The organism is Bradyrhizobium campsiandrae (genome assembly GCF_014529705.1).
Taxonomy (GTDB): Bacteria; Pseudomonadota; Alphaproteobacteria; order Rhizobiales; family Xanthobacteraceae; genus Bradyrhizobium; species Bradyrhizobium campsiandrae.
In genome coordinates this window covers 26,595-50,314 of record NZ_JAANIH010000037.1, presented here as the reverse complement: position 1 = coordinate 50,314, position 23,720 = coordinate 26,595, and the positions used below count along the sequence as shown (strand labels likewise).

23 protein-coding genes and 1 pseudogene are annotated in these 23,720 nt (G+C 62.9%); 11 read left to right on the top strand and 13 right to left on the bottom strand.

Annotated elements, in window-relative coordinates:
• Nucleotides 1-33 precede the first annotated feature (33 nt).
• The 3 genes from G8O24_RS25415 to G8O24_RS25405 are packed head-to-tail and all read right to left on the bottom strand — an operon-like array spanning nt 34 to nt 3,990.
• The gene (locus G8O24_RS25415) at nt 34-1,041 is read right to left on the bottom strand and encodes a sugar ABC transporter substrate-binding protein (RefSeq protein ID WP_188104150.1); all 1,008 of its coding nucleotides are present in this window, start codon (nt 1,039-1,041) and stop codon (nt 34-36) included.
• A 40-nt stretch (nt 1,042-1,081) separates the two neighbouring features.
• A complete protein-coding gene (locus tag G8O24_RS25410; RefSeq protein WP_188104148.1) occupies nt 1,082-2,053 on the bottom strand; it encodes an ABC transporter permease in 972 nt (323 codons plus the stop codon).
• Nucleotides 2,054-2,094: 41 nt separating this feature from the next.
• Nucleotides 2,095-3,990 (bottom strand): AMP-binding protein, encoded by a 1,896-nt coding sequence (locus G8O24_RS25405; RefSeq protein WP_368736615.1) that lies wholly within the window; start codon nt 3,988-3,990, stop codon nt 2,095-2,097.
• 268 nt (nt 3,991-4,258) lie between these two features.
• Between G8O24_RS25405 and G8O24_RS25400 the strand changes: the two genes are divergently transcribed.
• Nucleotides 4,259-5,203 carry a helix-turn-helix domain-containing protein gene (locus G8O24_RS25400; RefSeq protein ID WP_188104146.1) on the top strand — a complete coding sequence of 315 codons (945 nt, stop codon included), beginning with the start codon at nt 4,259-4,261 and terminating at the stop codon, nt 5,201-5,203.
• Between the two features lie 142 nt (nt 5,204-5,345).
• Nucleotides 5,346-6,959 (top strand): acyl-CoA synthetase, encoded by a 1,614-nt coding sequence (locus G8O24_RS25395; RefSeq protein ID WP_188104145.1) that lies wholly within the window; start codon nt 5,346-5,348, stop codon nt 6,957-6,959.
• A 9-nt stretch (nt 6,960-6,968) separates the two neighbouring features.
• Here G8O24_RS25395 and G8O24_RS25390 read toward each other — a convergent pair whose 3' ends face one another.
• Nucleotides 6,969-8,162 carry an MFS transporter gene (locus G8O24_RS25390; protein ID WP_188104144.1) on the bottom strand — a complete coding sequence of 398 codons (1,194 nt, stop codon included), beginning with the start codon at nt 8,160-8,162 and terminating at the stop codon, nt 6,969-6,971.
• 184 nt (nt 8,163-8,346) lie between these two features.
• On the opposite strand from G8O24_RS25390, the gene G8O24_RS25385 reads away from it, so the two are divergent.
• The 4 genes from G8O24_RS25385 to G8O24_RS25370 all read left to right on the top strand — a co-directional run bounded on the left by G8O24_RS25385 (nt 8,347) and on the right by G8O24_RS25370 (nt 12,841).
• Complete coding sequence (locus G8O24_RS25385; RefSeq protein ID WP_188104143.1) at nt 8,347-9,150, top strand: MBL fold metallo-hydrolase; 804 nt, start codon at nt 8,347-8,349, stop codon at nt 9,148-9,150.
• Nucleotides 9,151-9,310: 160 nt separating this feature from the next.
• A complete protein-coding gene (locus G8O24_RS25380; RefSeq protein WP_188104142.1) occupies nt 9,311-10,330 on the top strand; it encodes an alpha/beta fold hydrolase in 1,020 nt (339 codons plus the stop codon).
• A gap of 14 nt (nt 10,331-10,344) precedes the next feature.
• Nucleotides 10,345-11,292, top strand: a complete 948-nt coding sequence (locus tag G8O24_RS25375; RefSeq protein ID WP_188104141.1) for a fatty acid desaturase — start codon at nt 10,345-10,347, stop codon at nt 11,290-11,292.
• Between the two features lie 301 nt (nt 11,293-11,593).
• Nucleotides 11,594-12,841 (top strand): EAL domain-containing response regulator, encoded by a 1,248-nt coding sequence (locus G8O24_RS25370; protein ID WP_188104140.1) that lies wholly within the window; start codon nt 11,594-11,596, stop codon nt 12,839-12,841.
• 53 nt (nt 12,842-12,894) lie between these two features.
• Here G8O24_RS25370 and G8O24_RS25365 read toward each other — a convergent pair whose 3' ends face one another.
• Nucleotides 12,895-13,134, bottom strand: coding sequence for a hypothetical protein (locus G8O24_RS25365; protein ID WP_188104138.1), 240 nt, complete (start codon nt 13,132-13,134; stop codon nt 12,895-12,897).
• Between the two features lie 138 nt (nt 13,135-13,272).
• On the bottom strand, nt 13,273-14,253 hold the full coding sequence (locus G8O24_RS25360) for a helix-turn-helix transcriptional regulator (RefSeq protein WP_188104136.1): 981 nt from the start codon (nt 14,251-14,253) through the stop codon (nt 13,273-13,275).
• Between the two features lie 84 nt (nt 14,254-14,337).
• Here G8O24_RS25360 and G8O24_RS25355 point away from each other — a divergent pair, with 84 nt between their 5' ends.
• The gene (locus G8O24_RS25355; protein WP_188104134.1) at nt 14,338-14,982 is read left to right on the top strand and encodes a glutathione S-transferase family protein; all 645 of its coding nucleotides are present in this window, start codon (nt 14,338-14,340) and stop codon (nt 14,980-14,982) included.
• A gap of 66 nt (nt 14,983-15,048) precedes the next feature.
• Here the strand turns inward: G8O24_RS25355 and G8O24_RS25350 are convergent, their stop codons facing one another.
• The 4 genes from G8O24_RS25350 to G8O24_RS25335 all read right to left on the bottom strand — a co-directional run bounded on the left by G8O24_RS25350 (nt 15,049) and on the right by G8O24_RS25335 (nt 18,873).
• Entirely contained in the window at nt 15,049-15,834 is a 786-nt protein-coding gene (locus tag G8O24_RS25350) for an enoyl-CoA hydratase/isomerase family protein (RefSeq protein ID WP_188104132.1), read from the bottom strand.
• A gap of 12 nt (nt 15,835-15,846) precedes the next feature.
• A complete protein-coding gene (locus tag G8O24_RS25345) occupies nt 15,847-16,956 on the bottom strand; it encodes a cyclic nucleotide-gated ion channel (RefSeq protein ID WP_188104130.1) in 1,110 nt (369 codons plus the stop codon).
• Nucleotides 16,957-17,126: 170 nt separating this feature from the next.
• Nucleotides 17,127-17,345: a hypothetical protein gene (locus G8O24_RS25340; protein ID WP_188104128.1), complete on the bottom strand. Its 219-nt coding sequence runs from the start codon at nt 17,343-17,345 to the stop codon at nt 17,127-17,129.
• Nucleotides 17,346-17,433: 88 nt separating this feature from the next.
• Nucleotides 17,434-18,873, bottom strand: coding sequence for a TAXI family TRAP transporter solute-binding subunit (locus G8O24_RS25335; protein WP_188104126.1), 1,440 nt, complete (start codon nt 18,871-18,873; stop codon nt 17,434-17,436).
• A gap of 409 nt (nt 18,874-19,282) precedes the next feature.
• Here G8O24_RS25335 and G8O24_RS25330 point away from each other — a divergent pair, with 409 nt between their 5' ends.
• Together G8O24_RS25330 and G8O24_RS25325 are read left to right on the top strand one after the other, a co-directional pair.
• Nucleotides 19,283-19,630: a DUF3307 domain-containing protein gene (locus G8O24_RS25330; protein ID WP_244645990.1), complete on the top strand. Its 348-nt coding sequence runs from the start codon at nt 19,283-19,285 to the stop codon at nt 19,628-19,630.
• Between the two features lie 205 nt (nt 19,631-19,835).
• Entirely contained in the window at nt 19,836-20,234 is a 399-nt protein-coding gene (locus G8O24_RS25325) for a hypothetical protein (protein WP_188104123.1), read from the top strand.
• Between the two features lie 2 nt (nt 20,235-20,236).
• Here the strand turns inward: G8O24_RS25325 and G8O24_RS25320 are convergent.
• Together G8O24_RS25320 and G8O24_RS25315 are read right to left on the bottom strand one after the other, a co-directional pair.
• Nucleotides 20,237-20,545 (bottom strand): annotated as a pseudogene (locus G8O24_RS25320) (YkgJ family cysteine cluster protein); the annotation flags it as partial.
• Nucleotides 20,546-20,563: 18 nt separating this feature from the next.
• Nucleotides 20,564-21,262 (bottom strand): helix-turn-helix transcriptional regulator, encoded by a 699-nt coding sequence (locus G8O24_RS25315; RefSeq protein WP_025575324.1) that lies wholly within the window; start codon nt 21,260-21,262, stop codon nt 20,564-20,566.
• 124 nt (nt 21,263-21,386) lie between these two features.
• On the opposite strand from G8O24_RS25315, the gene G8O24_RS25310 reads away from it, so the two are divergent.
• Both G8O24_RS25310 and G8O24_RS25305 read left to right on the top strand, forming a co-directional pair.
• Nucleotides 21,387-21,650 (top strand): hypothetical protein, encoded by a 264-nt coding sequence (locus tag G8O24_RS25310; RefSeq protein WP_188104122.1) that lies wholly within the window; start codon nt 21,387-21,389, stop codon nt 21,648-21,650.
• A gap of 38 nt (nt 21,651-21,688) precedes the next feature.
• Nucleotides 21,689-22,417, top strand: a complete 729-nt coding sequence (locus tag G8O24_RS25305) for a glutathione S-transferase family protein (RefSeq protein ID WP_188104121.1) — start codon at nt 21,689-21,691, stop codon at nt 22,415-22,417.
• A 76-nt stretch (nt 22,418-22,493) separates the two neighbouring features.
• Here G8O24_RS25305 and G8O24_RS25300 read toward each other — a convergent pair whose 3' ends face one another.
• The gene (locus tag G8O24_RS25300; protein ID WP_188104120.1) at nt 22,494-23,645 is read right to left on the bottom strand and encodes an ABC transporter substrate-binding protein; all 1,152 of its coding nucleotides are present in this window, start codon (nt 23,643-23,645) and stop codon (nt 22,494-22,496) included.
• Nucleotides 23,646-23,720: the final 75 nt, after the last annotated feature.

The window sequence follows — 23,720 nt, the reverse complement described above, 5'->3', positions numbered from 1 at the left end:
CTTGGTCCCGGGGACATCGAGAATCAGCGCGGGCTATTTCTTGAGATCGCTGAGATTCCAGCAGGCCGTCTGGCTGTCGGCGTTCTCCTTGGTGATAGGGACCAGCGTGGTGTATTCCGAGCCCTTGACCGAGCCGGGCTTGGCGCCCGAGGACAGCAGCCATTTGATCGTGCCGGCCATTTGCGCTGCCTGGGTCGGCACGTCGTAGCTCATGTCGAGATCGAACGCGCCTGACTTCACCAGCTCGCAGGCGCCCTTGCGCTCGCCGCCGCCTGATGTCGCCAGGAATACCTTGCCGGTGAGCCCGGCTTCCTTCACCGCGGCCGCGGTGCCGATATCCATGCCGTCCCAAAAGCCGACAATGCCGCAAAGATCGGGATTCTGCTTCAGTACGGTCTGGGTGATCGCCTTGGCCTTGGCAGCATCCCAATCGGCGGCCTGGCTCGACACCACCTTGATCTCCGGATGCTTGGCGAGCACGTTCTCGACGCCCTTGAGCGTATAGGCGCTCGCTGCGGCCGACAGCGCACCCTGGATGATCGCGATCTTGTTCGACTTGCCCTCGCAGGCCTTGACCACACCTTCGGTCTGTCGCTCGCCGATCTCGACCCAGTTGGCGCCGACGAAGGCGGAGCTGCGATAGGCTGAGCCCATGTTGATCTGGATGACGTAGATGCCTTCGTTCTCGGCGCGCTGGAGCAGTTTTGCGTAGGTCTGCACGTCGGGATTATGCACGACCATCACCGCCGGCTTCTCGGTAATCAGCGAGGTCACGGCCTGCGCACCGGCATTGGTGTTCCAGTTAGCGTCGCGGATGACGAACTTGACGCCGTACGGCTCCAGTTCCTTCTTCAGGCCGGCGTACCAGCCCTCGGTGAGGTCGAAGTTCATGGCGACGGGGACATAGGCCACGGTCTTGCCGGCGAGCGCCTCCTTGAACGGCTTCTGGAACGGCTCGTCCAGTCCCTGCTGGGCGAGGGCCGGTGCGGTGAGCGTCGTGAGAGCCAGTGCGGCCAGCGCCGCTGTTGTCGGATTCTTCATTGCTTCCTCCTTGGTTGTAGTCGTCGTTCTTGTCGGTCGTTCAGATGTCGCCTTGCTGTGCCGTTTCTTCGTTGCGCGGATTCAGGAAGGAGTCCGTGATGACGGCGAGCAGCAGGACCACGCCCTTGATGAGATTTTGTCCGGCATAGGAGATGTCCATGATGGTCATTCCGTTGAGCATGGTGCCGATCAGCAGCGTGCCGATGATGACGTTCAGCACGCCGCCTCGGCCGCCTGACAGCCCGATGCCGCCCAGCACGACCACCAGGATCACGTCGTAGATCAGCGTCGAATTGAAGACCCGGGTTGGCATCGAATTGACGGACGCGGCCATGACCAGACCGGCAAAGCAGCCGATCAATGAGGCGATCACATATTGCAGCACGATGATCGGGCGGGAGGGAATTCCGGTGACACGGGCGGCATAGGGATTGTCGCCGATCGCATAGATATAGGCGCCCCAGCGGGTCTGGCGCAGCAGAAAGGCAACCACGATGCAGGCGATTGCGAACATCACGATGGAGGTGGGAATGCCGAGAATGGTGCCTTGTCCCAGCCGTTCGAAGCCGTCCATGGCCGGGCTCCATTGCACGACGTCGAGCTGGAACAGGGCGGCTTGCCCGAGGCCGGCGAGCAACAGCCCCGTTGCGAGCGTCGCAAACAGCGACGGCACCTCGGCATAGGCGATCAACCAGCCATTGACGAGGCCAAAGGCAATCGTGAGCAGCACCGCGATCAGCAGCGAGAACGGCAGCGAATGGCCGTTCTGCACCATCTGCAGCACCAGCCCCGGCGGCACGGCAAGGGCCGCGATCAGCGAGATGTCGATGCCGCGGCCGATCACGACGATCGCCATGGCAAGGCCGAGGATGCCGAGCACCGCCACGTTCTGGAGCAGCGTCAGCATGTTCTCGGCCGTCAGGAAACCATTCAGGAAGATCGAGAAGACGAGGAATAGCAACGCAAAGACGGCGAAGACGATCTCTTGTTGATTGAATCGGAAGCGCTTCATCCCCTCGTTGCCTTTCTTCGACCTCGGCCTCTGCGGGCCCGTTATGACGATCGGGTCTCGATACGGTAGGTCTGTGGAAGCGGTGTCAGGCTCTCGGTGAGCGCCTTCACTCGGTCCTGGTCGTTGCAGACGATCGAAACGGTGACCAGCGTAGTCAACCTGGCGTCTTTGTCGACGACAATGTCCGCCTTGGTGTCCGGACCGAAGATGCGATCGATCTCAGTCCTGACTTTCTCCTGGATAGCGAGGTCACGAAGCGTGGGCTTGAATATCTTGCCGACCGCGGTCACGGGAAGGGCCTCGAGCAGCACGACGCGCTTTGGCCTGGCAGGAGGCTCGTTGACGTTGCGCTCGAGATGCTCGCATAGCTGCGGAAGGTCGATGATTTTTCCGGGAGACGGAACGACGAACAGAATAGGCACCTCGCCGGCGTAGGCGTCCGGCATGCCGACGGCCGAACTCATCTGGACACCCGGGAACGTATTCGCAACGTCCTCGATCGCAGCGGGGTCGATGTTGTGGCCGCTGCGGACGATCAGGTCCTTCTCGCGGCCCGTCAGCACCAGCCGCTGGTCGGTGGTGAGGTAGCCAACATCGCCTGTGACAATCCAATGATCATCAGTGAGCGCGCCCTTGTTGTGCCGGGGATCGAGATAGCCCGGAAACACCTGCGGTCCCCTGACGAGAACGAGGCCGCTGGTGAGCGGCGGGCACTCCGTGCTGAGTTCGGTATCATCAAGCGCGACGATTTTCGTCTGTGCAAACGGCGCCCTGAAGCCGACGCTGCCCTGCACGGGTCTGCCGCGGCCTGGATTGAACGCGATCGCCGCCGCGGTCTCCGTCATGCCGTAGGTTTCGAATAGCGTGATTCCGGTCCGGGCTTGAAACCTTTCGCTGACGGCTTTCGGCGCCACGGCCCCGCCGGTAAGGGCCATGCGAACGGACCTGACATCGGATGAACCGATCGGCACTTCGGCCAGCGCCGCGATCGAGGTCGGCACGCCACTGACGATGGTCGCGCCAAACCGCTCGACCGTATGCCAATAGTCGCGGATCGCATCCGGGCTTCTGAGACTGTAGGGCGAAGGAATAATCACGTGGCCGCCAGCCGCCAGTATCGACAGGCCAACGGTCATGGTGCCGCCGACGTGAAACAGCGGGAAGCCGCTGACGGCGGCGTCCAGCTCATCCAGTCCATGCACCTGCGCGAAGCTCCAGGCGGCATGGATCTGGTTGCCATGTGTCAGGCGGACGAGTTTGGGCCGTCCGGTCGTGCCGCCGGTGTGGAAAAGCGCACAGACCGTGTCGCGATCCTGCGATGGCGCGAAGTCCATGGTGTCGCGCATCGTCGCAATCGCCTCGTCGAAGCTGAGGGCGGGGCCAGTCAGGGGCCCGTTCGCGCCCATCACGACAATTGTCTTGAGCGAGGCGACACGGCCCGCGACATTGGCCGCCTTGGTCCAGATCGTGCGGTCGGCGGCTTCGGAAGCAACCACGAGAACGGTTGCGTTCTGTGCCTCGAGCAGATCGGCAATCGCATCTTCGTTCAGGAGATAGTTGATCGAACTGGCGACGCCCGCGATCTGGGCGCCGAGCAAAGCCGGGAAGAGCTGCGGCAGGATCGGGCTGAGAAACGCGACCGTACCTCCGGTCGCGTTGATGCCGAGCGACCGGAAGAGGTTTGCCGCGCGCGTAATGTTCGCGCGCAATTGCCGATGTGTCAGCGTGACATCGCCGGGCTCGCGCGAGCCCTTGATCAGGACCGTCAGTGCGGGCCTATCGGGATGCAGGCGCGCGGTGGCCTCGAACAGATCATGCAGATTGCGGGCAGGGATGAGGGAATCGTAGGGCAACCGTTCCAGCGCCTCAATATCGGCGATGGTCTCAATCGGCCGCGTGAACCGCGTCGTGATCAGTGGGGGCGAGGTCGTGCTCACGGACACCGCCATTCAAGCGGCACGGCGAATTGCGCAGCAGCTGATCTGTCCTGACGCAAGCGAACGTTTCCTGCCTGGCTCGTCGACCAATTTTTGTTCTTCATAGGCCACATGCCCGCGGCCCGCTTGCTCCGGAGCGCAAAGCTTTTGCTTGTCCGCGCAAACCGGTCTTGCGTGTAGGCGGCGGCTATCTAGAATCCCGCCAACAGGCCGGATTGTGCGATGCACAAACGGCGTTCATCATGGCTGTTTGACGGGCGGGCGGACGATGAACCTGGTATTCTCGACAGACGATCTGGAGCCGTCGAAACGATATGCCGCCTGGCAAGGCGCCATCTGCGATGTCTACGTCCATGTCGAGGTGAATGCCGAGGAGCGATCCGACTATCACGGCTTCATCCGCGAGGCGCATTTCGGTGCAGTCACGATGACGGATGTGCTGCTGTCGGAGCAGCGCATCTCGCGGCGCGAGCGGCACATCGCAAGACTCGACAAGGATTGTTACTACGTCGAATTCGTTCAGCAGGGCCGGGTCAATGTGCTCCAGGCCGGCCAGACCTTGCTGTCGAATCCGGGCGTTGGCGCAATTTTTTCGGCGTCTGAAGCCTATGATCTTGAATGCGTCGGCAAGGTCCGGTCGCTCTATCTCGAGATTCCACGCAAGGAGTTTTCAGCCCGCTTCAGCGAGGGGCGGCTGCCGGTCGTGACCACGATGGCGACGAGCCGCGGTCTTGGGCGGATCGCCGCCGAATTCTGCGCAACGCTCGCCGCGGAAGGCGCGTCCCTGGACGAGGCTGCCAGGACACGCCTTGGCTGCGAACTGATGGATGTGCTGGCCCTGACGCTCGATATGGGCGATCGGGATGAATTCTCCGAGGACGCGAGCGCCCAGCAGGCCCGCCTGCGCTCGGTCAAGGCCTGGATCGAAGCGCACCTGACCGACGCCGATCTGTCGCTGGAGCGGATCGCGAAGAGCAATGGCGTCTCGCTCAGGCACCTGCACTATCTCTTCCGGCTCACCGATGTCTCGGTGTCCGAATGGATTTTGGATCGCCGGCTTCAGCGTTGTTACGACGTCTTGACGCGTCCCGAGTTACGGTCCCTGTCGATCACCGAGGTTGCCTATCAGCTGGGCTTCAGCTCATCGTCGTATTTCAGCACGGTGTTTCGCAGGAAGTTTGGGCACAGCCCGTCGGACTTGCGGCGCCGTTAGCGAACTCTCAACACGCGGGGCCGCGCCAGCGTTCGTCGTGACGGCGAGCTCGCCCACGCGGCTCGGCCCGATCCCCCAAGCCCACAAGACGCAAGATTTCAAACCAGAAATCGAACAATCAAGACCCCGCACGGAGGGACCCATGACCGGCGACATTGCAGCCACAATCTCGAAAGCGCGCGAACATTCGATCGGCGATCTCCTGCGCCGCTCGGCGGGCCGCGCGCCGGACAAGCTCGCGGTAAGCTGCGGCAGCGTGAGCTGGACCTTTGCCGAGATGGAGGTGATCTGCAATCGACTCGGGCGCGGCCTGATCGGGCTCGGCGTCAGGAAGGGCGATCGTGTCGCCGTGCTGTCGCGCAACTCGCATGCCTTTGCCGCGCTTCGCTTCGCATTGGCCCGGATCGGCGCCGTGCTAGTGCCGATCAACTTCATGCTCAATCCGGACGAGATCAATTTCATCCTGAGGAGCTCGGGCGCGAAGCTGCTTGCGACCGGACCGGATTTTGTCGGGGCTGCGAAGGCCGCAAGCGCGAAAGATTGCGCCGTCGAGAGGATGATCTGGCTGCCCGGCGAAGATCCGGCCACGGCCCCGGCCGGCATCACCACCTTCGACGATCTCCTCGATGCCGATGGTTCGGCCCTCGACGCGTCCGTAGACAGCCGCGACCTCGCCCAGATCGTCTACACCAGCGGCACGGAATCGCTCCCCAAGGGCGCGATGCTCACTCATGAGGCCGTGATGTGGCAATATGTCAGCTGCATCATCGACGGGGGCATGGCCGCCGAGGATAAATTCCTGCACGCGCTGCCGCTCTATCATTGCGCCCAGCTCGACGTGTTTCTGGGCCCGCAAATCTATCTCGGGGCCTCCGGCGTTGTCACGGGCAAGCCGACCGCCGACAACATCCTGGCGCTGATCCAGTCGCACAAGATCACCTCCTTCTTCGCGCCGCCGACGATCTGGATTGCGATGCTGCGCTCGCCGAACTTCGAGAAAACCGACCTGTCCACCCTTCAGAAGGGCTATTACGGCGCCTCGATCATGCCGGTCGAAGTCCTGCTCGAGCTTCAGCGCCGCCTGCCAAACGTAAAATTCTGGAATTTCTACGGTCAGACCGAGATCGCGCCGCTGGCGACCGTGCTGCGTCCCGAGGACCAGCTCCGCAAGGCGGGATCGGCCGGCAAGCCTGTGGTCAATGTCGAGACCCGCGTGGTCAACACGGCGATGGAAGATGTGAAGGTCGGTGAGGTCGGCGAGATCGTGCATCGCTCGCCGCATCTGCTCTCGGGCTACTACAACGATCCCGTCAAGACCACGGCCGCGTTCACGGGCGGCTGGTTTCACTCCGGCGATCTCGCCACCGTCGACGAAGAGGGGCACATCACCGTGGTCGATCGTGTCAAGGACATGATCAAGACCGGCGGTGAGAACGTCGCCAGCCGCGAGGTCGAGGAAATGATTTATCGCATTCCCGCGGTCTCCGAGGTTGCTGTCGTCGGCCTGCCTGATCCGCGCTGGATAGAGGCGGTCACGGCCATCGTCGTGGTCAAGACAGGAGAGAAGCTCGATGAGGACACCGTCATCCAGCATTGCGCCGGCCAGATGGCGCATTTCAAGGTGCCGAAGCGCGTGATCTTCGTGGATAGCCTGCCAAAAAACCCGAGCGGCAAGCTGCTCAAGCGCGAGCTGCGCCAGCGTTTCGTCGGCGGTGACACGCCCGACAAGGCGGTGCAGAAGAATTTGGCGACGTGAGTAGAGGCGTCAATACTTCTTCACGTGCGCGCCGAACGCCAGCCACAGGGCGGTTGACGCCAGCCCGAAGCCGCCGAGCAACAGGAAAGTCGGGCCGTAGCCGATCCATTGCGCGATCCAGCCGCCGAGCGCGGGGCTCAGGCTCGCGCCGATGCCCTGCACCGTGATCACGGCGCCCTGACCGAGATTGATGCGGCCGGTGCCGTCGAGCGAGCGCGCGACCATGCCGGGGACCGCGACTGTCTGCAATCCGGTGCCGATGCCGTCGAGCACCTGCATGGGAACGACGCCCCACCATCCCGTGATGAAAAACGCCAGCACGCCCCGGATCGGCAGAAATGCGAAGGATGCCAGGATCACCGGCCAGTAGTTGCGCTTTCCCGCGATTTGCATGGCCAGCAGCGAAGTCACGACCATGACGCCCTGTGCAATAACGACCGTGGTCGCAACGAAGCTCGGACCATTGGCCTGTCCTTGCGCGACCGCTGCAAGACCGTAGAGCGGAACGATCGCGGCGTTGCCGAGGTGGAAGATGGCAAGCGCAAGCGCCAGCACCAACAGGGGCTTGTGCTTCAGGAGAACGGACATGGCATCCGGCGGATTCTTGCTTTCATCCTCCCTGCTGCCGCGGGCCTGACGATCGTCGATGGCCTTGGCGGGAATCATCAGCACGCAGGCGATCGCGATGGCCCCGAACACGGCCGCGAGCACGAACACGGCGACATAGCCGAAGACGTAGCCGAGATAGCCTGACAGTGCCGCCCCGACCATGTTGCCGGCATGGTTGAACGCCTGGTTGCGCCCGTTCAGTGCATTGAAGCCTTTTTGTTTGGCGACACCGAGAGTGATGCCGGTGACCGCCGGAACGATCGCCGCGCTCGCCAGGGACTGCGCGACCTGCGAGACCGTCACCGCCCAGAAATTCTGCGAGATCAGGATAATGGCGGACGCCAGCACCACGCAGATGCCTGGGATGACGACCCACAGCCGCTTGTTACGGCTGGAATCGATGAATCCGCCGATCGGCGTCGTGACCAGCATGCCTGCGACATTGCCAATCGTCAGCGCAGTGCCGATCAGGCCCGTGGCCCAGCCGCGTTCCTGAAGGAACACGCCGACGAACGGCCCGATGCCGGACTGCATGTCCGCCATGAAGAAGTTGACGGCGAACAGAGGCCAGATGCGGAAGGGGCGCGATGTCATCGATACGCTTGGCGTGACGCTGCAGATCGCAGTGGTCTCATGCAAACTGCCTGACAGAACCGGCCAATTGCGCCGGGGCGGACCCGAAAGTAACCTGCGCTTATCGCGATGGTTCCTCGGCACTTGCGGTGCCAGGATCGCGATGCCACGTCCCGAATCTCGACCTGTCTTCAGGATGACAGCCATGCCCCTCTGGATCTGTGAAACCTGCGGCGCCCAATTTCCGGACAATGAAAAGCCGCCCGCATCCTGCCCGATCTGCGAAGACGAGCGGCAATATGTGAACTGGAAAGGGCAGGCCTTCCTGGCCCGCGAGACCCTTGCCGAACGCCACCGTCTTGTCTGGCGCGACGATCTCGGCCTCACCGGCATCGCGCTCGAGCCGAGCTTTGCGATCGGCCAGCGCGCGCTGCTCGTGCCCGACGGAGCGGGATGCGTGATGTGGGACTGCATCCCGCTCGCGACAGCGGAAGCGATCGCATATGTCAAATCTCGTGGCGGCCTGACGGCGATCGCGATCTCGCATCCGCATTATTATGGCGCGGTCGCCGACTGGAGCGACGCCTTTGACGGCGCGCCGGTCTATCTTCATGTCGATGACCGCCAATGGGTGACGCGTCCGCATCCGTCGATCGTGCATTGGACCGGCGATCAGCATCGCATCTCGAATGATGTGTTGCTGCTTCGCACCGGCGGTCATTTCGCCGGCGCCACCATGCTGCATCACGCGCGCGGCGCGGAGGAAAAAGGCGCGCTGCTCACCGGAGACATCGCGCAGGTGACGATGGACCGTCGCTTTGTCAGCTTCATGTATTCCTATCCCAACTACATGCCGCTGAACGCTGCCGCGGTGCGACGGATTGCTGATGCCGTCGAGCCGCTCGCCTTCGACCGCATCTACGGCGCCTGGTGGGGGCGCAACATCGCCTCAGGCGCAAAGGCGGCCTTTGCGAAGTCGGTGGAGCGATACGTCGCGGCCATCGCTTGAGCAGGGCGACCGTTGCATTCTCCCTTGCCTTGGTCGGTTAAGTGTACTAATAGTACACTTAATGATCGCGGTGCAATGATGCGTTTACTGGTTCGGCACGATCGATGCATCGTTGTCGCGGCGGGCGCATCCTGCGGCCGTGTGAGCGGGAGCTGGATGCATGAGCGGGCAGCGCGACTACGAGATTTTCGAAGCCGGCGACGTCACGCTCCAATCCGGTGTCGTGTTCCCCGCGATGAAGCTCGCCTACAAGACTTATGGCACGCTGAATCAGGCGAGGGATAACGTCGTCCTCTATCCGACATCATTCAGCGCGCAGCACTTCGAGACCGAATGGCTGATTGGCCCCGATGGCGTGCTGGATCCTGCCAGCTATTTCATCGTCATCCCGAACCTGTTCGGCAACGGCCTGTCTTCTTCGCCATCAAATTCCGACGGTACGCCATTCCCGGACGTCACCTATCACGACGCCATCGGCATTCAGCATCGCCTGTTGACCGAGCGCTTCGGCGTTACCAAGCTCGCGTTGGTTTATGGCTGGTCGATGGGCGGCATGCAGGCCTATCACTGGGCGGCTCTGCATCCCGAGATGGTCGAGCGTGCTGCGGTCGTCTGCGGCAGCGCGCGCTGCGCGCCCTACAACTATGTCTTCCTCGAAAGTGTGAAGGCAGCGTTGACCGGAGATCCCGCCTTCCGCGATGGCCGCTTCGTCGAAAGGCCTGTCGCCGGCTATCGCGCCATGGGGCGCGTCTACGCCGGCTGGGCGATGTCTCACGGATTCTATCGCGAGGAGCTGTGGCGTGAGGCGGGCTTCACGTCGCTGGAAGACTATCTCGTCCGCGCCTGGGACATGACCTTCGCACGCCGCGATGCCAACGATCTCCTGGCGCAAATTGGCATCTGGCAGCGCGGCGACATCAGCCGCTGCGCGGCCTTCGGCGGCGATCTCGACCGGGCGTTGACCACAATCAAGGCACATATGCTGTTGCTGCCTGGCGTGACCGATCGCTATTTCGACGTTCGCGATAACGAGGACGAGCTTGGCAGGCTGGTCAACGCGAAATCAGCCGTGTTGCATCCGATTCCATCGCTGCATGGCCATCGCGCTGGTAACCCCGTCAATAATCCGCGTGACCTGGCCTTCCTCAAGGCCGAGATCGCAGCCCTGCTCGACAAATAGGATAGGTCCCGACCATGACTGACGCGACTGTTTCAGAAGCCGGCCATCGCCTGAAGCCGTTGAGCCCGGCCATGCTGCGCGAATTGTCGGTGCGCTCGAACCTCAGGGGGGCCGCACAGAGCCTCGGTCACTATGGAATGATTGCGCTGGTCGGCGCGTTGATCTGGATGGTGTCTTCACGCTATGGAATCGTCTGGGCGCTGCCGCTCATGGTGGCGCAGGGCTATCTCACCGCCTTCCTGTTCATGGCGGTGCACGAGACCGCTCACAAGACGGCGTTCAGAAGCCGTGGCCTCAATCTCGCTGTCGGCTATCTCTCGGCCTTCATCATCGGTCTTCCTTACGAATATTATTGCCTGTTTCACTGGGATCACCATCGCTACACCCAGGATCCCGAAAAGGATCCGGAACTGATCGTCGGCGTGAGGCCAAAATCCGACACGCAGCTTGCGATCGCCTATAGTGGCCTGCTCCAGGTCGCCGGCCGCCTCTGGCTGATGCTCGGCCATGCCGCCACCGGCAAGGTCGTCGTGCCCTGGATCCCCGGGAACAAGCGTAGCGTCATCGTGCGCGAGGCGCGCACCTATGGTGCGCTCTATGTACTGCTGCTGGCCCTCTCACTCTGGTTCTCCTCAGCGCTGCTGCTTTGGGTCTGGATCGTGCCGCTGTTGATCGGGCAACTCTTCCTGCGGCCCTATCTCTACGCCGAACACACCGGTTGCGATCGCACCCGCAGCGCGTTCCAGAACACCCGCACCACCTATACCGGCACGATCGTCAAATGGATCGCCTGGAACATGCCGTACCACGTCGAGCACCACGCCTATCCTTCGATCCCGTTTCACGCCCTGCCGCGGCTGAACGGGATCGTCGATGGCGAGATCGTCTATCGCGGTCGCGGCTACATCAGAACGACGCGTGAGACCTGGGCCTGGTTTCGCCAGCATCGGTCGATTGGCTAGTCGGACATTCGCTTACTGCGCCTGCCTGGAGCTTGGCGAGCATTTGCCGGCTTCCGATAGGCACCTTTACCGCGCGTTCATCGCACACGCAGACCGGCTGGATCATTCTGATACCGCCTGCCGCGTCGCTGCCAGGAGGCGCGGAAAAATCGATGAAAATCAATCGTTTATCGCTCGCCGAAACGTGGCTAACAAGTTCTTCCCAATCGAGAAAGTTTTAGCCGTCTTGTATTCACTGCGGGGTGAGCCCGCTGCTCTAGCTTCGAAGGATCAGCGCCGTCGATGACAGGAGAGATTGGCAATGAGTACGACGAGAAGCCGTCTTCTGGTGGTCGATGACGATCTGGTCCAGCGGGTCCTGATCAGCAAGATCGGAGCGAAGCTCGGCTATGACACTGTCGTCGCTCCGTCCTTCGAGGCTGCTACCGAACTCCTGGCGCGCGATACTTTCGAGATCATGGCGCTCGATCTGTCGCTCGGCGAGCGGGATGGCGTGGAACTGCTGCGCTTTGTCGCCGAGCGAAACCTCCAGGCGATGTCGATCGTCATCATCAGCGGTTGCGACGATCGCATCATGAAGGCGACCCGCCGGGTCGCGAACGGCCTGAAGCTGCCCATCGGCGGCTGCCTGACCAAGCCGCTCGATCTCAACCGCCTGCGCAAAGCGCTCGAATTGCCGCAGCGTTCGCCGCTGGCCACAACGTCCGTCTCGCCCTTGCTGCAGATCACGCCCGACAGAATCGCGCGCGGCCTCGCCGACGGCGAATTCTTTGTGGAATTCCAGCCCAAGATCGCGCTTCAGACTGGAAAGGTCATCGGCGCGGAGGCGCTTGCGCGCTGGCGAACCGCGGAATTCGGCATGGTTTCGCCGTTGGTGTTCATTCCGATTGTCGAGGAAGCGGGCCTCATGCGCGAGGTGACCGATTGTGTGCTGTCGTCGGCGATGTCGCAGGGGCGCAAGCTGATCGAGCGCAATCCAGGCTTCACCATCGCCGTCAACATATCGGGCTCGCTGATGTCGGACCTGAGATTGCCGGAGCGGATCGAGGAGATCCTGCGCCGCGAAAACATCCCTCCGTCGGCGCTGACGGTGGAGATCACCGAGACCACGGCGATGGCCGACGTCGACCGCGCCAACGACATTCTGGTGCGGCTGCGGATCAAGAAGATCGGCACGGCGATCGACGATTTCGGCACCGGCTATTCGTCGCTTGCGGCGCTGGCGCGGCTGCCCTTCAGCGAGCTCAAGATCGATCAGTCCTTCATCAGAGGCTGCGAAGCCGACGACGACATGATGAAGATCGTCGACGCTTCGGTTGCGTTGGCCAAGGCGTTCAACATGAAGGTCGTGGCCGAGGGGGTCGAAAGTCAGGAAGCGCTTGACATCATTCGCCGGATCGGCTGCGACGTTGCACAAGGCTTCTTCTTTGCGCCGTCACTGCGCCGCTCGCGCGCCGAGCGATGGATATCGCAACGTAATGCCCAAGCCGGCGAGCAGGTCGGATCGCCGCAATGCGTGATGCCAGAGACGGCGCTTCTTGCGAGCTGACACGACGAACCCCGGTCGCGTGGCGGCCGGGGCTTTGTCGAGAGCGACCGGTATCAGTAGATTCCGTAGCCGCAGATATTCACGACGCGCACGCGCAGGCCGTGGCGGGTCTGGACGACGCGCTCCTGGTAGCAGTTGCTGATGCCGGTGTTGACGTAAAGGCCGCCATAACCAAAGCCCCAGCCGGGACCCCAGTGATGGTGAAAACCGTGAGCCGAAGCGGCGGTGGGGGCGAGAGCGGCAGCGCCAAGCGAACCTGCGGCGATCAGACCAAGGGCAAGCTTACGAAACATCTTCATTCTCCAGTGTGGCGCAAAGGCCGTTGTTGTGTCCCTGCTCCTCGGTCGAGACGACGCGCAAATGCGTTCATGCAGCAGGACGAGAATCGTGTTTCAAGAGTGTTTCGCGGGCGTTGGCGGAATGCGCCGCCGTCAGGCTTCCGGCGCCGCGCGATAACGCGCCGCCATTGATCGTGTCAGCTCGGCCATCTTCTCGCGGAGGTCCGCGGGCTCAAGCACTTCGGCTTCTGGTCCGAGCCGCAACAATTCCGCTGCGGCATGCCAGGAGGTTTTCCCCGTCGGCACCCTGGCGATACGCCAGCCGTCCGCATCAACGGCCTCTTCAATTTGCGTGCGCGCCTTGACGTAAGGCTGGCTCAGTGCATCGAGCAGCTTCACGCCGAACGGCGACAGCCGCACGACCGCGACGTTCGGGTGCATCTCGGCCTCTAACCGCAACGTTGCGTCCTGCCAATAGGCAGCGAGGTCGAAATTGGTGGGACGATCGAAATGTTCATCGAGCGCGATGCAGTCGAGCACGCGTGCGACACGATAGGTGCGCACGCTGCCATCGACTTGACCGGCGAGATACCAGCTGCCGCCTTTCAGCACGAGGCCGAGCGGGGCGACATGGCGCTGCTTCTCGGCCCGCCAGCTGTGATAACGGATCTTGATCAGCGTCCCGCGGAGGGTCGCGCCAGCGATCGCGCGCAGATGCTCTGGCTTTTCTGCCTCGCCGAACCAACCTGGCGCATCCAGATGGAAGCGCTCCTGCATCCGGCCGGCGTCTTCGCGCAAATTCGCCGGCAGCGCCGCCATCAGCTTGTTCTGTGCGGCGATCATCGCAGCGTCCAGTCCCAGCGCCGCTGCCGGCCCCGGGAGCCCGGCGAGGAAGAGTGCGCCGGCTTCGCTTTGAGACAGCCCGTTCAGCCGTACGCGATAGCCATCGAGCAGGCGGTAACCACCCTCCGCGCCGCGGTCGGCATAAACAGGAACGCCGGACGCCGCGAGCGCGTCGATGTCGCGATAGATGGTGCGAACCGAGACCTCGCAGGCCTCAGCCAGCTCAGGTGCCGTGACCTGCCCCTTGGCCTGCAGGGTGGTGAGGATCGACAACATTCGGCTCGCGCGCATGATCCCTTAAACCATACCTGACACAGGATGTCAGGTATGGTTCGGTAGGATGCGCCATCGAAAGCCGCCCCGAGGAGACCCGCCATGAGCGATCCGAACCGCATCACGCTGTATTATTCGCCGCAGAGCCGGGCCACCGGCACGCGAGTGCTGCTGGAGGAACTGGGAGCGCCCTATGATCTCCATGTCCTCAACATGAAAGCCGGCGAGCAGCGCCAGTCCGCCTATCTCGCCATTAACCCGCTCGGCAAAGTGCCGGCGGTTCATTACCGCGGGGAACTCATCACCGAGCAGGTCGCCATAACCATTTTTCTCGCCGACCTCTTCCCGCAGGCCGGGCTCACGCCCGCGCTCAACGACCCGTTGCGTGGCCCATATCTGCGCTGGATCGCATATTATGGCTCGTCGTTCGAGCCTGCCTTGATCGACAGGTTCATGCAGCGCGAGCCCGCGCCGATCACGCAGTCACCCTATGCAGATTACGACACCATGCTGGGCGCGCTCGAGGCGCAGCTGTCGAAGGGGCCGTATCTGCTCGGCGAGCGCATGACGGCCGCCGATGTCCTGTGGGGCGTCGCATTGAGCTGGACCATGATGTTCGGCATCGTGCCGAAGAAGGATGTGTTCGTCCGCTATGCCGAGCGCATGACCTCGCGGCCTGCGTTCCAGCGGATCAATGCGGCGGATGACGAGATGGCGGTGCAGCATGCCAAAGCTGCGGGGGGCTGAGGAAGTGCCTCAATCTCCGCTGTCGCCCGGGCAATCGTAGGCGCAGACCTGGGACGGCGGGAGGAATCAAAATCTCGGTGCTCGTTTCTCGGCGAACGCCTTGATGCCTTCCTTGATCTCGTCGCCGCGCATGCTCTCGCGATGGCGCTGGTCGGCGGCGGCCTCGTCGAGTTCGCCGCGGGCGAATTCGTTGATCGCGCGCTTCATGCCGCGCATCGCCTGCGGCGCGTTGCCGGCGAGGACATTGGCGAGTTTGTCGACTTCTTCGTCGAGGAATTCGACCGGCACCATGGCGGTGAGATAGCCAATTCTCAGCATCTCCGGAGCGGTGATCTTCTGTGCCGTCAGGAACAGTTTTTTCGCATTGTCGACGCCGAGCCGCGTCACGTAGCGTTTGAGGCCGCTCCGGTAATAATGCAGTCCCAGCCGCGCTGCCGGCATGAACATCTCGGCGGTATCGACCCCGATGCGAAAATCGCAGGCGAGCGCGAGGTCGGTTGAGCCGCCATAGACGCCGCCATTAAGCCGGCAGATCGTCGGCACGCCGAGATCCTCCAGGCGGTTGACGACGACCTCGAATGCCGAGCCCGCGCTCTGTTGCTCGTTGGCGCTCACTGCGCGCTCGGCGACCGAATTGAGGTCATAGCCGGCCGAGAAGGCGCGTCCCGTGCCGGTCAGCACCAGCACGCGGATATCAGGGTCGGCCTCGACCTGGTCGAACAGTTTCAGCAGTTCGCCGAGATCTTCCGGCTGGAGCCGGTTGAGATGTTTTGGCCGGTTCAAGCGGATGGTGGCGCGGGCGCTGCTGATTTCGAGCGCGGGGCTACTTGCCGCGTCGGTGGTCTCCGACATTCTTGTCTCCCTTTACCTGTTTTCGAGCGCGCGGCGCTTCGCTTCGGCATCGATGGTCTCGGCGAGATCGGGATGCCGCGCCATCAGCACGCGGAAGTCGACGAGGTCGAGCACCAGCAGCCGCGACACCTTCGTGGTCGAGACATTGGCACCGCGCATGTTGTTGCCGAGCAATGCCATCTCGCCGAAGAAGGCACCTTCGCCGAGCTGAACCTTCTTGCCGGGCAGGTCGACCTCGACCTCGCCTGCGGCGATGAAATACATGCAGTCACCCTGTGCACCCTTGCGGATGATCATGGTGCGCGCCGGCAGCTCCATGGTGCGCAGCATGTGGGTGACGTCGGCGATGGCCGCTGGGCCCAGCGCCGCGAAGAACGGCACCTTGCTGACGGATTCCCAGGTCTTGAGGAAATTGTCGCGACGGGTTTCCGCGGCGAAGCCGGTCGCCAGAATACCGGTCCAGAGGCCGAACACGCCGAGACCGGAGATCATCACCAATGCGGCGACCATGCGGCCGAGCGGGGTGACCGGCACGACGTCGCCATAGCCTGTCGTGGTCAAGGTGACGACGGCCCACCACAGCGCGGCAGGGACGCTGCCGAACGTCTGCGGCTGCACGTCCCGTTCGAGGAAATATTCAGCGACGGAGGCGAGAAACACCACCATCAGGAAGATCACGAGCACGCTGACCAGCGGCCCCGATTCCAGCACCAGCACGCGCCGGAGCTGGCGCAGGCCGGGGATGCCCGGCACCACCTTCAAGACCCAGAGCACGCTGAGCAGCCAGGCCGTCTTGGGCTCGGCGCCGAGAATCAGCGCGACCGGCACCGCCAGCGCCCCCAATGCATCAACCACCCCAGCGGATGAGGTCATGTAGAGGGCGAGCCGGCCCTGCCGTGCCATGTGGCGTAGGCGGACCAGCCATTCGAACACGAAGTAGACCAGGCAGGCCCACAGCAGAAAATCGACCCAGCGGTGCGCCGTCTCATAGGCCGGATTGAGCGTCAGCAGCACCATGCTGAGCACCCCGACGGTCACGGCCACATAGGCCGCCTTGGTCATGTTGCGGCCGGCGGTCGCGGCCACGAACTGGGCCAGAGCGGGAAACATCGGCTTGGACATACGAGATGGCGGTTCGGTCTGGTTCTTGCGCCCCGGGGGGTTGGGGCTTCGGGCGCCAAAGTGCCTGCCCGCATCGGGGCCGTCAACGATGGGCGGCCAGCCACACCATCCGCCCAGATCCGGGCGCGGATGCATTGTGCAGGGCGCTGGGGAGGCGCCGGGCGTGGTAACTATTTGAAATGGGGTGGCTCGTCGTAGCCGCGGCGGCTGCTGAAGAACAGCAGCACCATCAGACCGATGCCGACGACCACGGAGAAGCCCGCTCCTAGTGCAAGCGCCACGTAACCTTCTGTCGGGATCGGGTCGCCTTCCACCGCCATGGCCGAATAGCCGAAATAACCGACCGCAATCAGCATTCCCAGCAAGATGATGAAGAGGAGGATACGCATGATGCGTTCCCTGGTTGTGCGGCTAACCAACGGTTGTGCGGGGGAACGGTTCCTCGGGCGGCCCTCCATGCGCAACGGAATAGATACGTCAGGCACTCTGAGCTGTTTTCACCACGACGACGTTGGTGTCGTCCTGCGGGGGAGGCAGGGCCGCGACCCTCTCAACCTCGCCGGCATGGCGTTTCAGGTAGTCACGGCGCATCCCGATCTCGTCGCGGACGAATTCATAGCCGAGCCTGAAGGTATCCAGCCCGTCGGTACTGATCGTGCCGTCGCGCAAACCGATCACCGCGCCGCGCAGGATGCTCTCGAGCTCGTCCTGGAGACATTCGAGCTGGTCCAGCGAATGGGCGTGCTCGATGCGTTCGCCGATATCGAGGATGGCGGTGGAGAGCTCGCTCGCCTTTTCCGGCGCGATGCGGGTGATCTTGGCGTAGATCGTAGCGAAGATCGAGCCGATGACGCTGAGCGCGGCGGCGCCCAGATACATCATGTCGCTATACTTATCCATGAACGACTTGGTGTCGTCGTTGATGTAGTCGGCCGCGCCCTGATGGGCCATCACGAAGGCGTCCTTCTCGACGGAAGCCGGCTCGATATGGGTCGCAAATCCATTGTCGAGCCCGAGCGCGGACTTGTTCTCGTAGACGATGCGCGCGATGTCGCCGGCGGTGGTTGCCGACATCCTGGATTGGGCGACCAGCAGCCATTCGAGGCCGATCGTGTCGAGATCGTCGTCGGGGATCTCGGGCGATGCGGACAGTGTCCCTGCTGTCAGTGTCTCGTCGGAAATGCCGGGGAATTTGCGCACCAGCGCCTTGGCATCGTCGATCGCATTCAGCGTGAAGCCGCCACGCTTGGCGACCTGCTCATAGGCCTTGTCGCGCACCGCCCTCGAAGCGTGGACGATGGCGATCACCGCACCGAAGCCATTGGCTGGCGCGAACAGCTTGTCCAGCGTGGATCCTTGCGGGGCCATCTGGATCCTTGCGGCATCGGGGCCGTCGGGGATGTCGAGGATGTTGCGGACGAAGGCGAGCGAGGCGTCGTTCTCCGCGAGGACGGCGACCTTCTTCTTCTTCAGCTCGGCCAACGACTTGATCTTCTTGTTGCCGGGACCGAGCAGCAGCACGAGATCGTGCTCCAGGATCGCCAGTGCGCGCGCCCGCACGGGCACCTTGGCATCGGTACGCAGGACGGCGAGATCGGCCTGCCTGTGGTCGAACAGTGCGATTGCCTTGGCGTTGTCGGGGTTATTGACGATCTTGACCCGGAAGCGCGAAGCGTTGGTCTTCAGCACGTTGGCGAGTTTGGTCGCAAACAGCGCCTCGTCGCTGTTGGGGGCGCCGACGGCGAAGATCAGCGTCTCCGAATTGTGCAACAAGGTTCGGCCGGCCCAGACGGTGGCCAACGACAACAGCAGGGTCAGCACGACATACAGCAGAACCTGCTGCTGATTGGTCTTGATCACCTTGGGACGCCGTGGCGGCGGCAGTTCGGTCGAAGAGGTCGGGCCTTCAGCACTCATGGCAGCACTCTGGCCTTATTCTCGGATTTGCGGGTAGGCGCGGCGATCGCCGGCAGTACGCGCGAAAAATTTTCGTAAACGTCTGAAAAAACGAGCAATAATCCTCTACCTGCGGATGATAGCGCGCCAGCGACAGAATGCAAATTTCGCGCCGAAGGTAACCTTACTCTCCAGCGCGGGGCACTTCGCCATCCTATCACCCTTTAGCCACAGTTGGCGATTTTCCAGTTCCCCCCGGCTGCATTCCGGCTCGGGAGATGTCATAAATCAGAGGTCCCGACGATCCGCTGGGTCCAAGAAGAAGTTGCGCTGAACGCTCCATTTTTTCTTTTCGAGTTCAACGAGGGCGTCGGCTTTGTCGTTTCCACCCCTGTCATCGGCGGTTCCGGTCGAAGCGCTTATTGGCTGGATGTTGCTGCTCACCTTCAAGCACATCATCGCCGATTTCGTCCTGCAAACGGCGTGGATGGCGCACGGCAAGGACCAGAAGCACGGCTGGGCCTTGCCGCTTCTGGTGCATTGCCTGGTTCACCTTGCAGTTGCGCTGCCACTGATTTTGATCATCGCACCGAAATTCTGGTTCGTGGCGCTGATCGATTTCGTCATTCACATCACGATTGATCGCGCCAAGGGACTGGTCTCGGCCAATCTCGGCGTCAATCAGGAGCACCCCTGGTTCTGGACCCTGATCGGTGTCGACCAGGCGCTACACCATCTGACCGGCTTCGGCCTTTCCATCTTCATGGCGGCGAACTAGCGGCGGGCCTCCAGCCGCGAGGGCTTGCCAAAAGCTGCCTCCGATGCATGACCACGAGGACCGCGCCGTTCCCCGTATTCAACCCGGCTAGGGGGCTCTTCTGATTCGCGGCATAAGGCAAGGACACCGGGTGACTACCGCCCACGGTGGTTAACCTTTCATTAGAGAATTACGCGGCATCTTCCTGACACGAGGGAGAACTGCAATGTTTTCAAGCCGCGACGCATATGAAAGCGATTTCTGCCCGGTTCGCGACGAGCTCCTTGGCGAGATGTACCGCGCCAGCGAGAGTGGCCTGCCGAGGCTGGTCGAAAGTGTTTCCCCTGACGCGCGCGCCAGGCTGGCGCTGTTCTGCTATCGCCGCAGCCATCTTCATTCCCTGGCCGTCGCGATCGCAGCCAGCTGCAGCGAGCGCGACCTGATCGAGAACGGCGGCCGTGTCGGCTCGACGCTCTACGCGCTGTCGCGCGAAGGCTCGACCAAATCGTCACCGTCCCTGTCGGGTGGCCGCAAGCCGATCACGCTGTCGACCAAGCCGCTCTCGGTGCTCGCACCGCTGGACGACGAAATCGACGACGAGATCAGCGAAGCCGTTCCCGCGTAAGCGGCCTCAATAGCCGGCAGCCTAAACTTCCGCCGCGCCATCGCGCATTCGGCATCGCCCGGCATGCAGGTGCGGCACACGTCCGGCCGCACCGCGTAGATGCCGCACGCGGTCGCCTTGCCGATCTCTCCCTGCAACGCCGAGCAGCGGTCACCCTCGCAGCGCATGCCGGATTGACGCGCGTTGACCAGCGCCTCCGGGATCAACGCGAGTGCCTCCTCGCTCTCGATCGAGAACCGCGGCCAGTTCTGCGAATAGCCGCAGCAGGCGCCACAGCCCTGGCAACAGCTCGACAGATCGATCTCTTCCATCAGCGTCATGTGTCCTTGTCAGGTATCCTTGGGCGGGCCCCAGACTAGGCTCTGCCGCCATTTCGCGCGCAGCACGTCGCGCCTCTCCGGATATCTTTCGTCGAGATAAGTCGCATCCACGACACGGTCGGTGCGGAAGCTGCGGAAGTCGCTGCGCAGCTCGCACCACGCCGCAAGCAGGCGAACGGCTTCGAGATAGCCGACCGAGATCGGCCAGATCATCCGCTCGCTGGGGCGGCCCTGCTCGTCGCGATAGCGCAGCATGATCTTCTTGCCCTCGTGGATCTGCGTGCGCGTCCGCGCCATGTCCAGTCGATCAGGCTCCCTGTTCCAGCTCGGCCGGGCCCGGCTCGCCGGCTCCAGCACGAACGGGCGCAGCCGCTCAGGCACGGTGTCGGCGATCTTGGCCATCAGATCTTCGGCTGCGCGCGCCAGCGTGGAATCGGCATGGCCGGCGACCCATTGCGCGCCCAGCACTGCCGCCTCGATCTCGTCGGGTGTCAGCATCAGCGGCGGCAGGTCGAAACCTTTCTCGAGGATGTAGCCCATGCCGGCTTCGCCGCGGATCGGCACGCGCTGGCCGATCAGGGTGGCGATGTCGCGATAGATGGTGCGCTTCGAGGTCTCGAGCTCAGCCGCGATCGCGTCTGCCGTCAGCGGCTTACGGGTGCGCCTCAGCACCTGGATGATCTGAAACAGCCGGTCGGCGCGTCTCATGACAATTCTCTCATCGGGGGCGGATCAGACGATCAGACAACGGCGGGCGCGTGGCTGCTGACAGGATGTTGGCAGCAGGGGAGTTCTATACCGGGACAACACATCGACTGAAGAGGGTTTGTCCATGATCGCTCCAATCCATCTTGGCCTCGCTGGACCGCTATGGCGGGCGCAGGCCTCGCTGCATGCCAGAGTCTTCGGCCGCCTTACGTTTTTCGATCTCACGGTGGTCGATCTCCGCGTTGCGCTTGCGACCATGCTGACACGCTCGCTGATCCAGGCTGCCGACGCTCTGGTCCGCCATGTGATGGGCCGCGCCTGGCGGGGGGCCCGTTTCGCAGAAGATATCACGGCTGCTGCCACCATGGTGGCAGCAGCCCGGCACTAGGTTCCGTCAACTCTTTCGGCAGGTTCAGGAGAGCTTCCATGATCACGCTTTACGGCTTTGGCACCGGCTTCGGCCTGCCGGAAATCAGCCCCTTCGTCACCAAGACTGAGGTGCAGCTCAAGATGGCGGGACTGCCCTACCGGAAGGAGCGGGCGATGCCGCCTGCATCCCCCAAGGGACAATTGCCGTTCATCGATGACGGCGGCGAGGCGGTGGCCGATTCCACCTTCATCCGCGCCCATATCGAGCGCCGCTACGGCTTCGACTTCGATGCCGGCCTGTCGTTGGCTGAGCGTGCCCAAGCCTGGGCCTTCGAACGCATGATCGAGCACCACGTCTACTGGGCGCTGATCGGCGCGCGCTGGGTCGACGCTGCCAATTTCGCCAAGGGACCTGCGCATTTCTTCGACGGTGCGCCCGAGCATAACCGCGAGAAGCTGCGCGAGGACGCCCAGTTCCGCGTCGCCGAGAACTATTTGCTTTCGGGTCTTGGCCGTCACGCCCCGGATGACGATGTCGATCTCGCCGTTCGCTCGTTGTTCGCGTTGTCGGTGCAGCTCGGCGACAAATCCTATCTGATGGGCAACAGGCCTTGCGGCGTCGATGCCACCGCCTTCGGCGCGCTCGCGGGCATTTTGACGCCGTTCTTCGAATCCAACCTGCGGCAGCGCGCGGAAGGATTTCCGAATCTGACCGCCTATGTCGACCGGATGATGGACACCTACTATCCGGAGTTCGCCTGGACGCCGCTACGGCAGGCGGCCTGATCCGAGCGCGCGGCACGTACGAACGAAAAGAGCCGGCCCAATGGGCCGGCTCTCGTCGTCCTGGAAGCTTCATCGCTCACTTCACGAGCTTGTATTTGCCGTCCTTGACCGTGAGCAGGATGCGCGAGCGATCGTCGAGGCCGTAGCGATCCTTTTCGGTGAAATTGTAGACGCCTTGGCTTGCAGCCAGCTCCTTCTCGGACAGCAGGGCCTGGCGGATTGCTTCGCGGAATTCCGGCGTGCCGGGTTTTGCGGTTTTCAGCGCCGTCGGGATGATGCGCTTCAGGATCTCGAAGGCATCGTAGGAATGGCCGGCGAATTGGCTGCGGCTGTTCGGGCCGTACTTGGCTTCATACGCCGTGTTCAGCGCGAGGCCCGGCCTCTTTGTGGCAGCTTCGTCCGGCTGGTCTTCGGGATCCATGACGGGACCGGAGGCCATCAGCACGCCTTCCGCAGCTTTGCCGGCGATGCGGATGAAATCCATGCTGGCGGCGCCGTGGGTCTGGTAGATCAGCCCCTGATAGCCGCGCTCGCGCAGCTCGGTCTGCGGCAGCGCGGCCGCGGTGCCGGAGGCGCCGACCAGGATGGCGTCGGGATTGGCGGCGACGAGCTTCAGCACCTGGCCGGTCACCGAGGTATCCGGACGGGCGAAGCGCTCCTCGTCGACAATGGTCATGCCCATCGGCACGGCCTGTGCCTTCAGGTCGTTGAACCAGAGGTCGCCGTAGGAGTCCGAATAGCCGATATAGCCGAGGGTTTTGATGCCCTTAGACTTCATGTGATCATACAGCACCTTGCCGACGATCGGAATTGGCTGCGGCATCGCTACCGACCACTTGGCGCGCTCGGGCGTAATCGGGAAGGGGGCCAGACCAAAGTGCGGAATGCCGGCTTCATTGGCGACGTTGGAGACCGCAATCGTCGGTGGCGTCAGCGCCGAGCCCATGATGATGTCGGCCTTGGATTCGGTCACGAAGCGGCGGGCGTTGGTCGTCGCCGTGGTGGGGTCGCCGCCGTCATCGAGGACGATGACCTTCAGCGGCACGCCGCCGATCTCCTTCGGCACGAATTCCAGCGCGTTGCGCTCGGGGATACCGAGCGCGGCACCGGGGCCGGTCGTGGTCGTGGTGATGCCGATGGTGATTTCAGCGGTCTGGGCCAGCGCGGGCAGCGCCGGCAGCGCCAGCGTTGCCGCCGCGATTGCGGCGGTCAGGTAAAAGCGTTTCATCTGTTCCTCCCTTGACCTTATTCTTTGAAAGCAGAAATCGGGGACAAATTCAGCCCCGTCTTTTGGTGATGCGGC

Bases quoted from the DNA above. Each gene is read 5' to 3' on its own strand.
- G8O24_RS25415 (WP_188104150.1), bottom strand. From the start codon at position 1,041: ATGAAGAATCCGACAACAGCGGCGCTGGCCGCACTGGCTCTCACGACG.
- G8O24_RS25410 (WP_188104148.1), bottom strand. From the start codon at position 2,053: ATGAAGCGCTTCCGATTCAATCAACAAGAGATCGTCTTCGCCGTCTTT.
- G8O24_RS25400 (WP_188104146.1), top strand. From the start codon at position 4,259: ATGAACCTGGTATTCTCGACAGACGATCTGGAGCCGTCGAAACGATAT.
- G8O24_RS25395 (WP_188104145.1), top strand. From the start codon at position 5,346: ATGACCGGCGACATTGCAGCCACAATCTCGAAAGCGCGCGAACATTCG.
- G8O24_RS25390 (WP_188104144.1), bottom strand. From the start codon at position 8,162: ATGACATCGCGCCCCTTCCGCATCTGGCCTCTGTTCGCCGTCAACTTC.
- G8O24_RS25385 (WP_188104143.1), top strand. From the start codon at position 8,347: ATGCCCCTCTGGATCTGTGAAACCTGCGGCGCCCAATTTCCGGACAAT.
- G8O24_RS25380 (WP_188104142.1), top strand. From the start codon at position 9,311: ATGAGCGGGCAGCGCGACTACGAGATTTTCGAAGCCGGCGACGTCACG.
- G8O24_RS25375 (WP_188104141.1), top strand. From the start codon at position 10,345: ATGACTGACGCGACTGTTTCAGAAGCCGGCCATCGCCTGAAGCCGTTG.
- G8O24_RS25370 (WP_188104140.1), top strand. From the start codon at position 11,594: ATGAGTACGACGAGAAGCCGTCTTCTGGTGGTCGATGACGATCTGGTC.
- G8O24_RS25365 (WP_188104138.1), bottom strand. From the start codon at position 13,134: ATGTTTCGTAAGCTTGCCCTTGGTCTGATCGCCGCAGGTTCGCTTGGC.
- G8O24_RS25360 (WP_188104136.1), bottom strand. From the start codon at position 14,253: ATGCGCGCGAGCCGAATGTTGTCGATCCTCACCACCCTGCAGGCCAAG.
- G8O24_RS25355 (WP_188104134.1), top strand. From the start codon at position 14,338: ATGAGCGATCCGAACCGCATCACGCTGTATTATTCGCCGCAGAGCCGG.
- G8O24_RS25350 (WP_188104132.1), bottom strand. From the start codon at position 15,834: ATGTCGGAGACCACCGACGCGGCAAGTAGCCCCGCGCTCGAAATCAGC.
- G8O24_RS25345 (WP_188104130.1), bottom strand. From the start codon at position 16,956: ATGTCCAAGCCGATGTTTCCCGCTCTGGCCCAGTTCGTGGCCGCGACC.
- G8O24_RS25340 (WP_188104128.1), bottom strand. From the start codon at position 17,345: ATGCGTATCCTCCTCTTCATCATCTTGCTGGGAATGCTGATTGCGGTC.
- G8O24_RS25335 (WP_188104126.1), bottom strand. From the start codon at position 18,873: ATGAGTGCTGAAGGCCCGACCTCTTCGACCGAACTGCCGCCGCCACGG.
- G8O24_RS25330 (WP_244645990.1), top strand. From the start codon at position 19,283: ATGTTGCTGCTCACCTTCAAGCACATCATCGCCGATTTCGTCCTGCAA.
- G8O24_RS25325 (WP_188104123.1), top strand. From the start codon at position 19,836: ATGTTTTCAAGCCGCGACGCATATGAAAGCGATTTCTGCCCGGTTCGC.
- G8O24_RS25315 (WP_025575324.1), bottom strand. From the start codon at position 21,262: ATGAGACGCGCCGACCGGCTGTTTCAGATCATCCAGGTGCTGAGGCGC.
- G8O24_RS25310 (WP_188104122.1), top strand. From the start codon at position 21,387: ATGATCGCTCCAATCCATCTTGGCCTCGCTGGACCGCTATGGCGGGCG.
- G8O24_RS25305 (WP_188104121.1), top strand. From the start codon at position 21,689: ATGATCACGCTTTACGGCTTTGGCACCGGCTTCGGCCTGCCGGAAATC.
- G8O24_RS25300 (WP_188104120.1), bottom strand. From the start codon at position 23,645: ATGAAACGCTTTTACCTGACCGCCGCAATCGCGGCGGCAACGCTGGCG.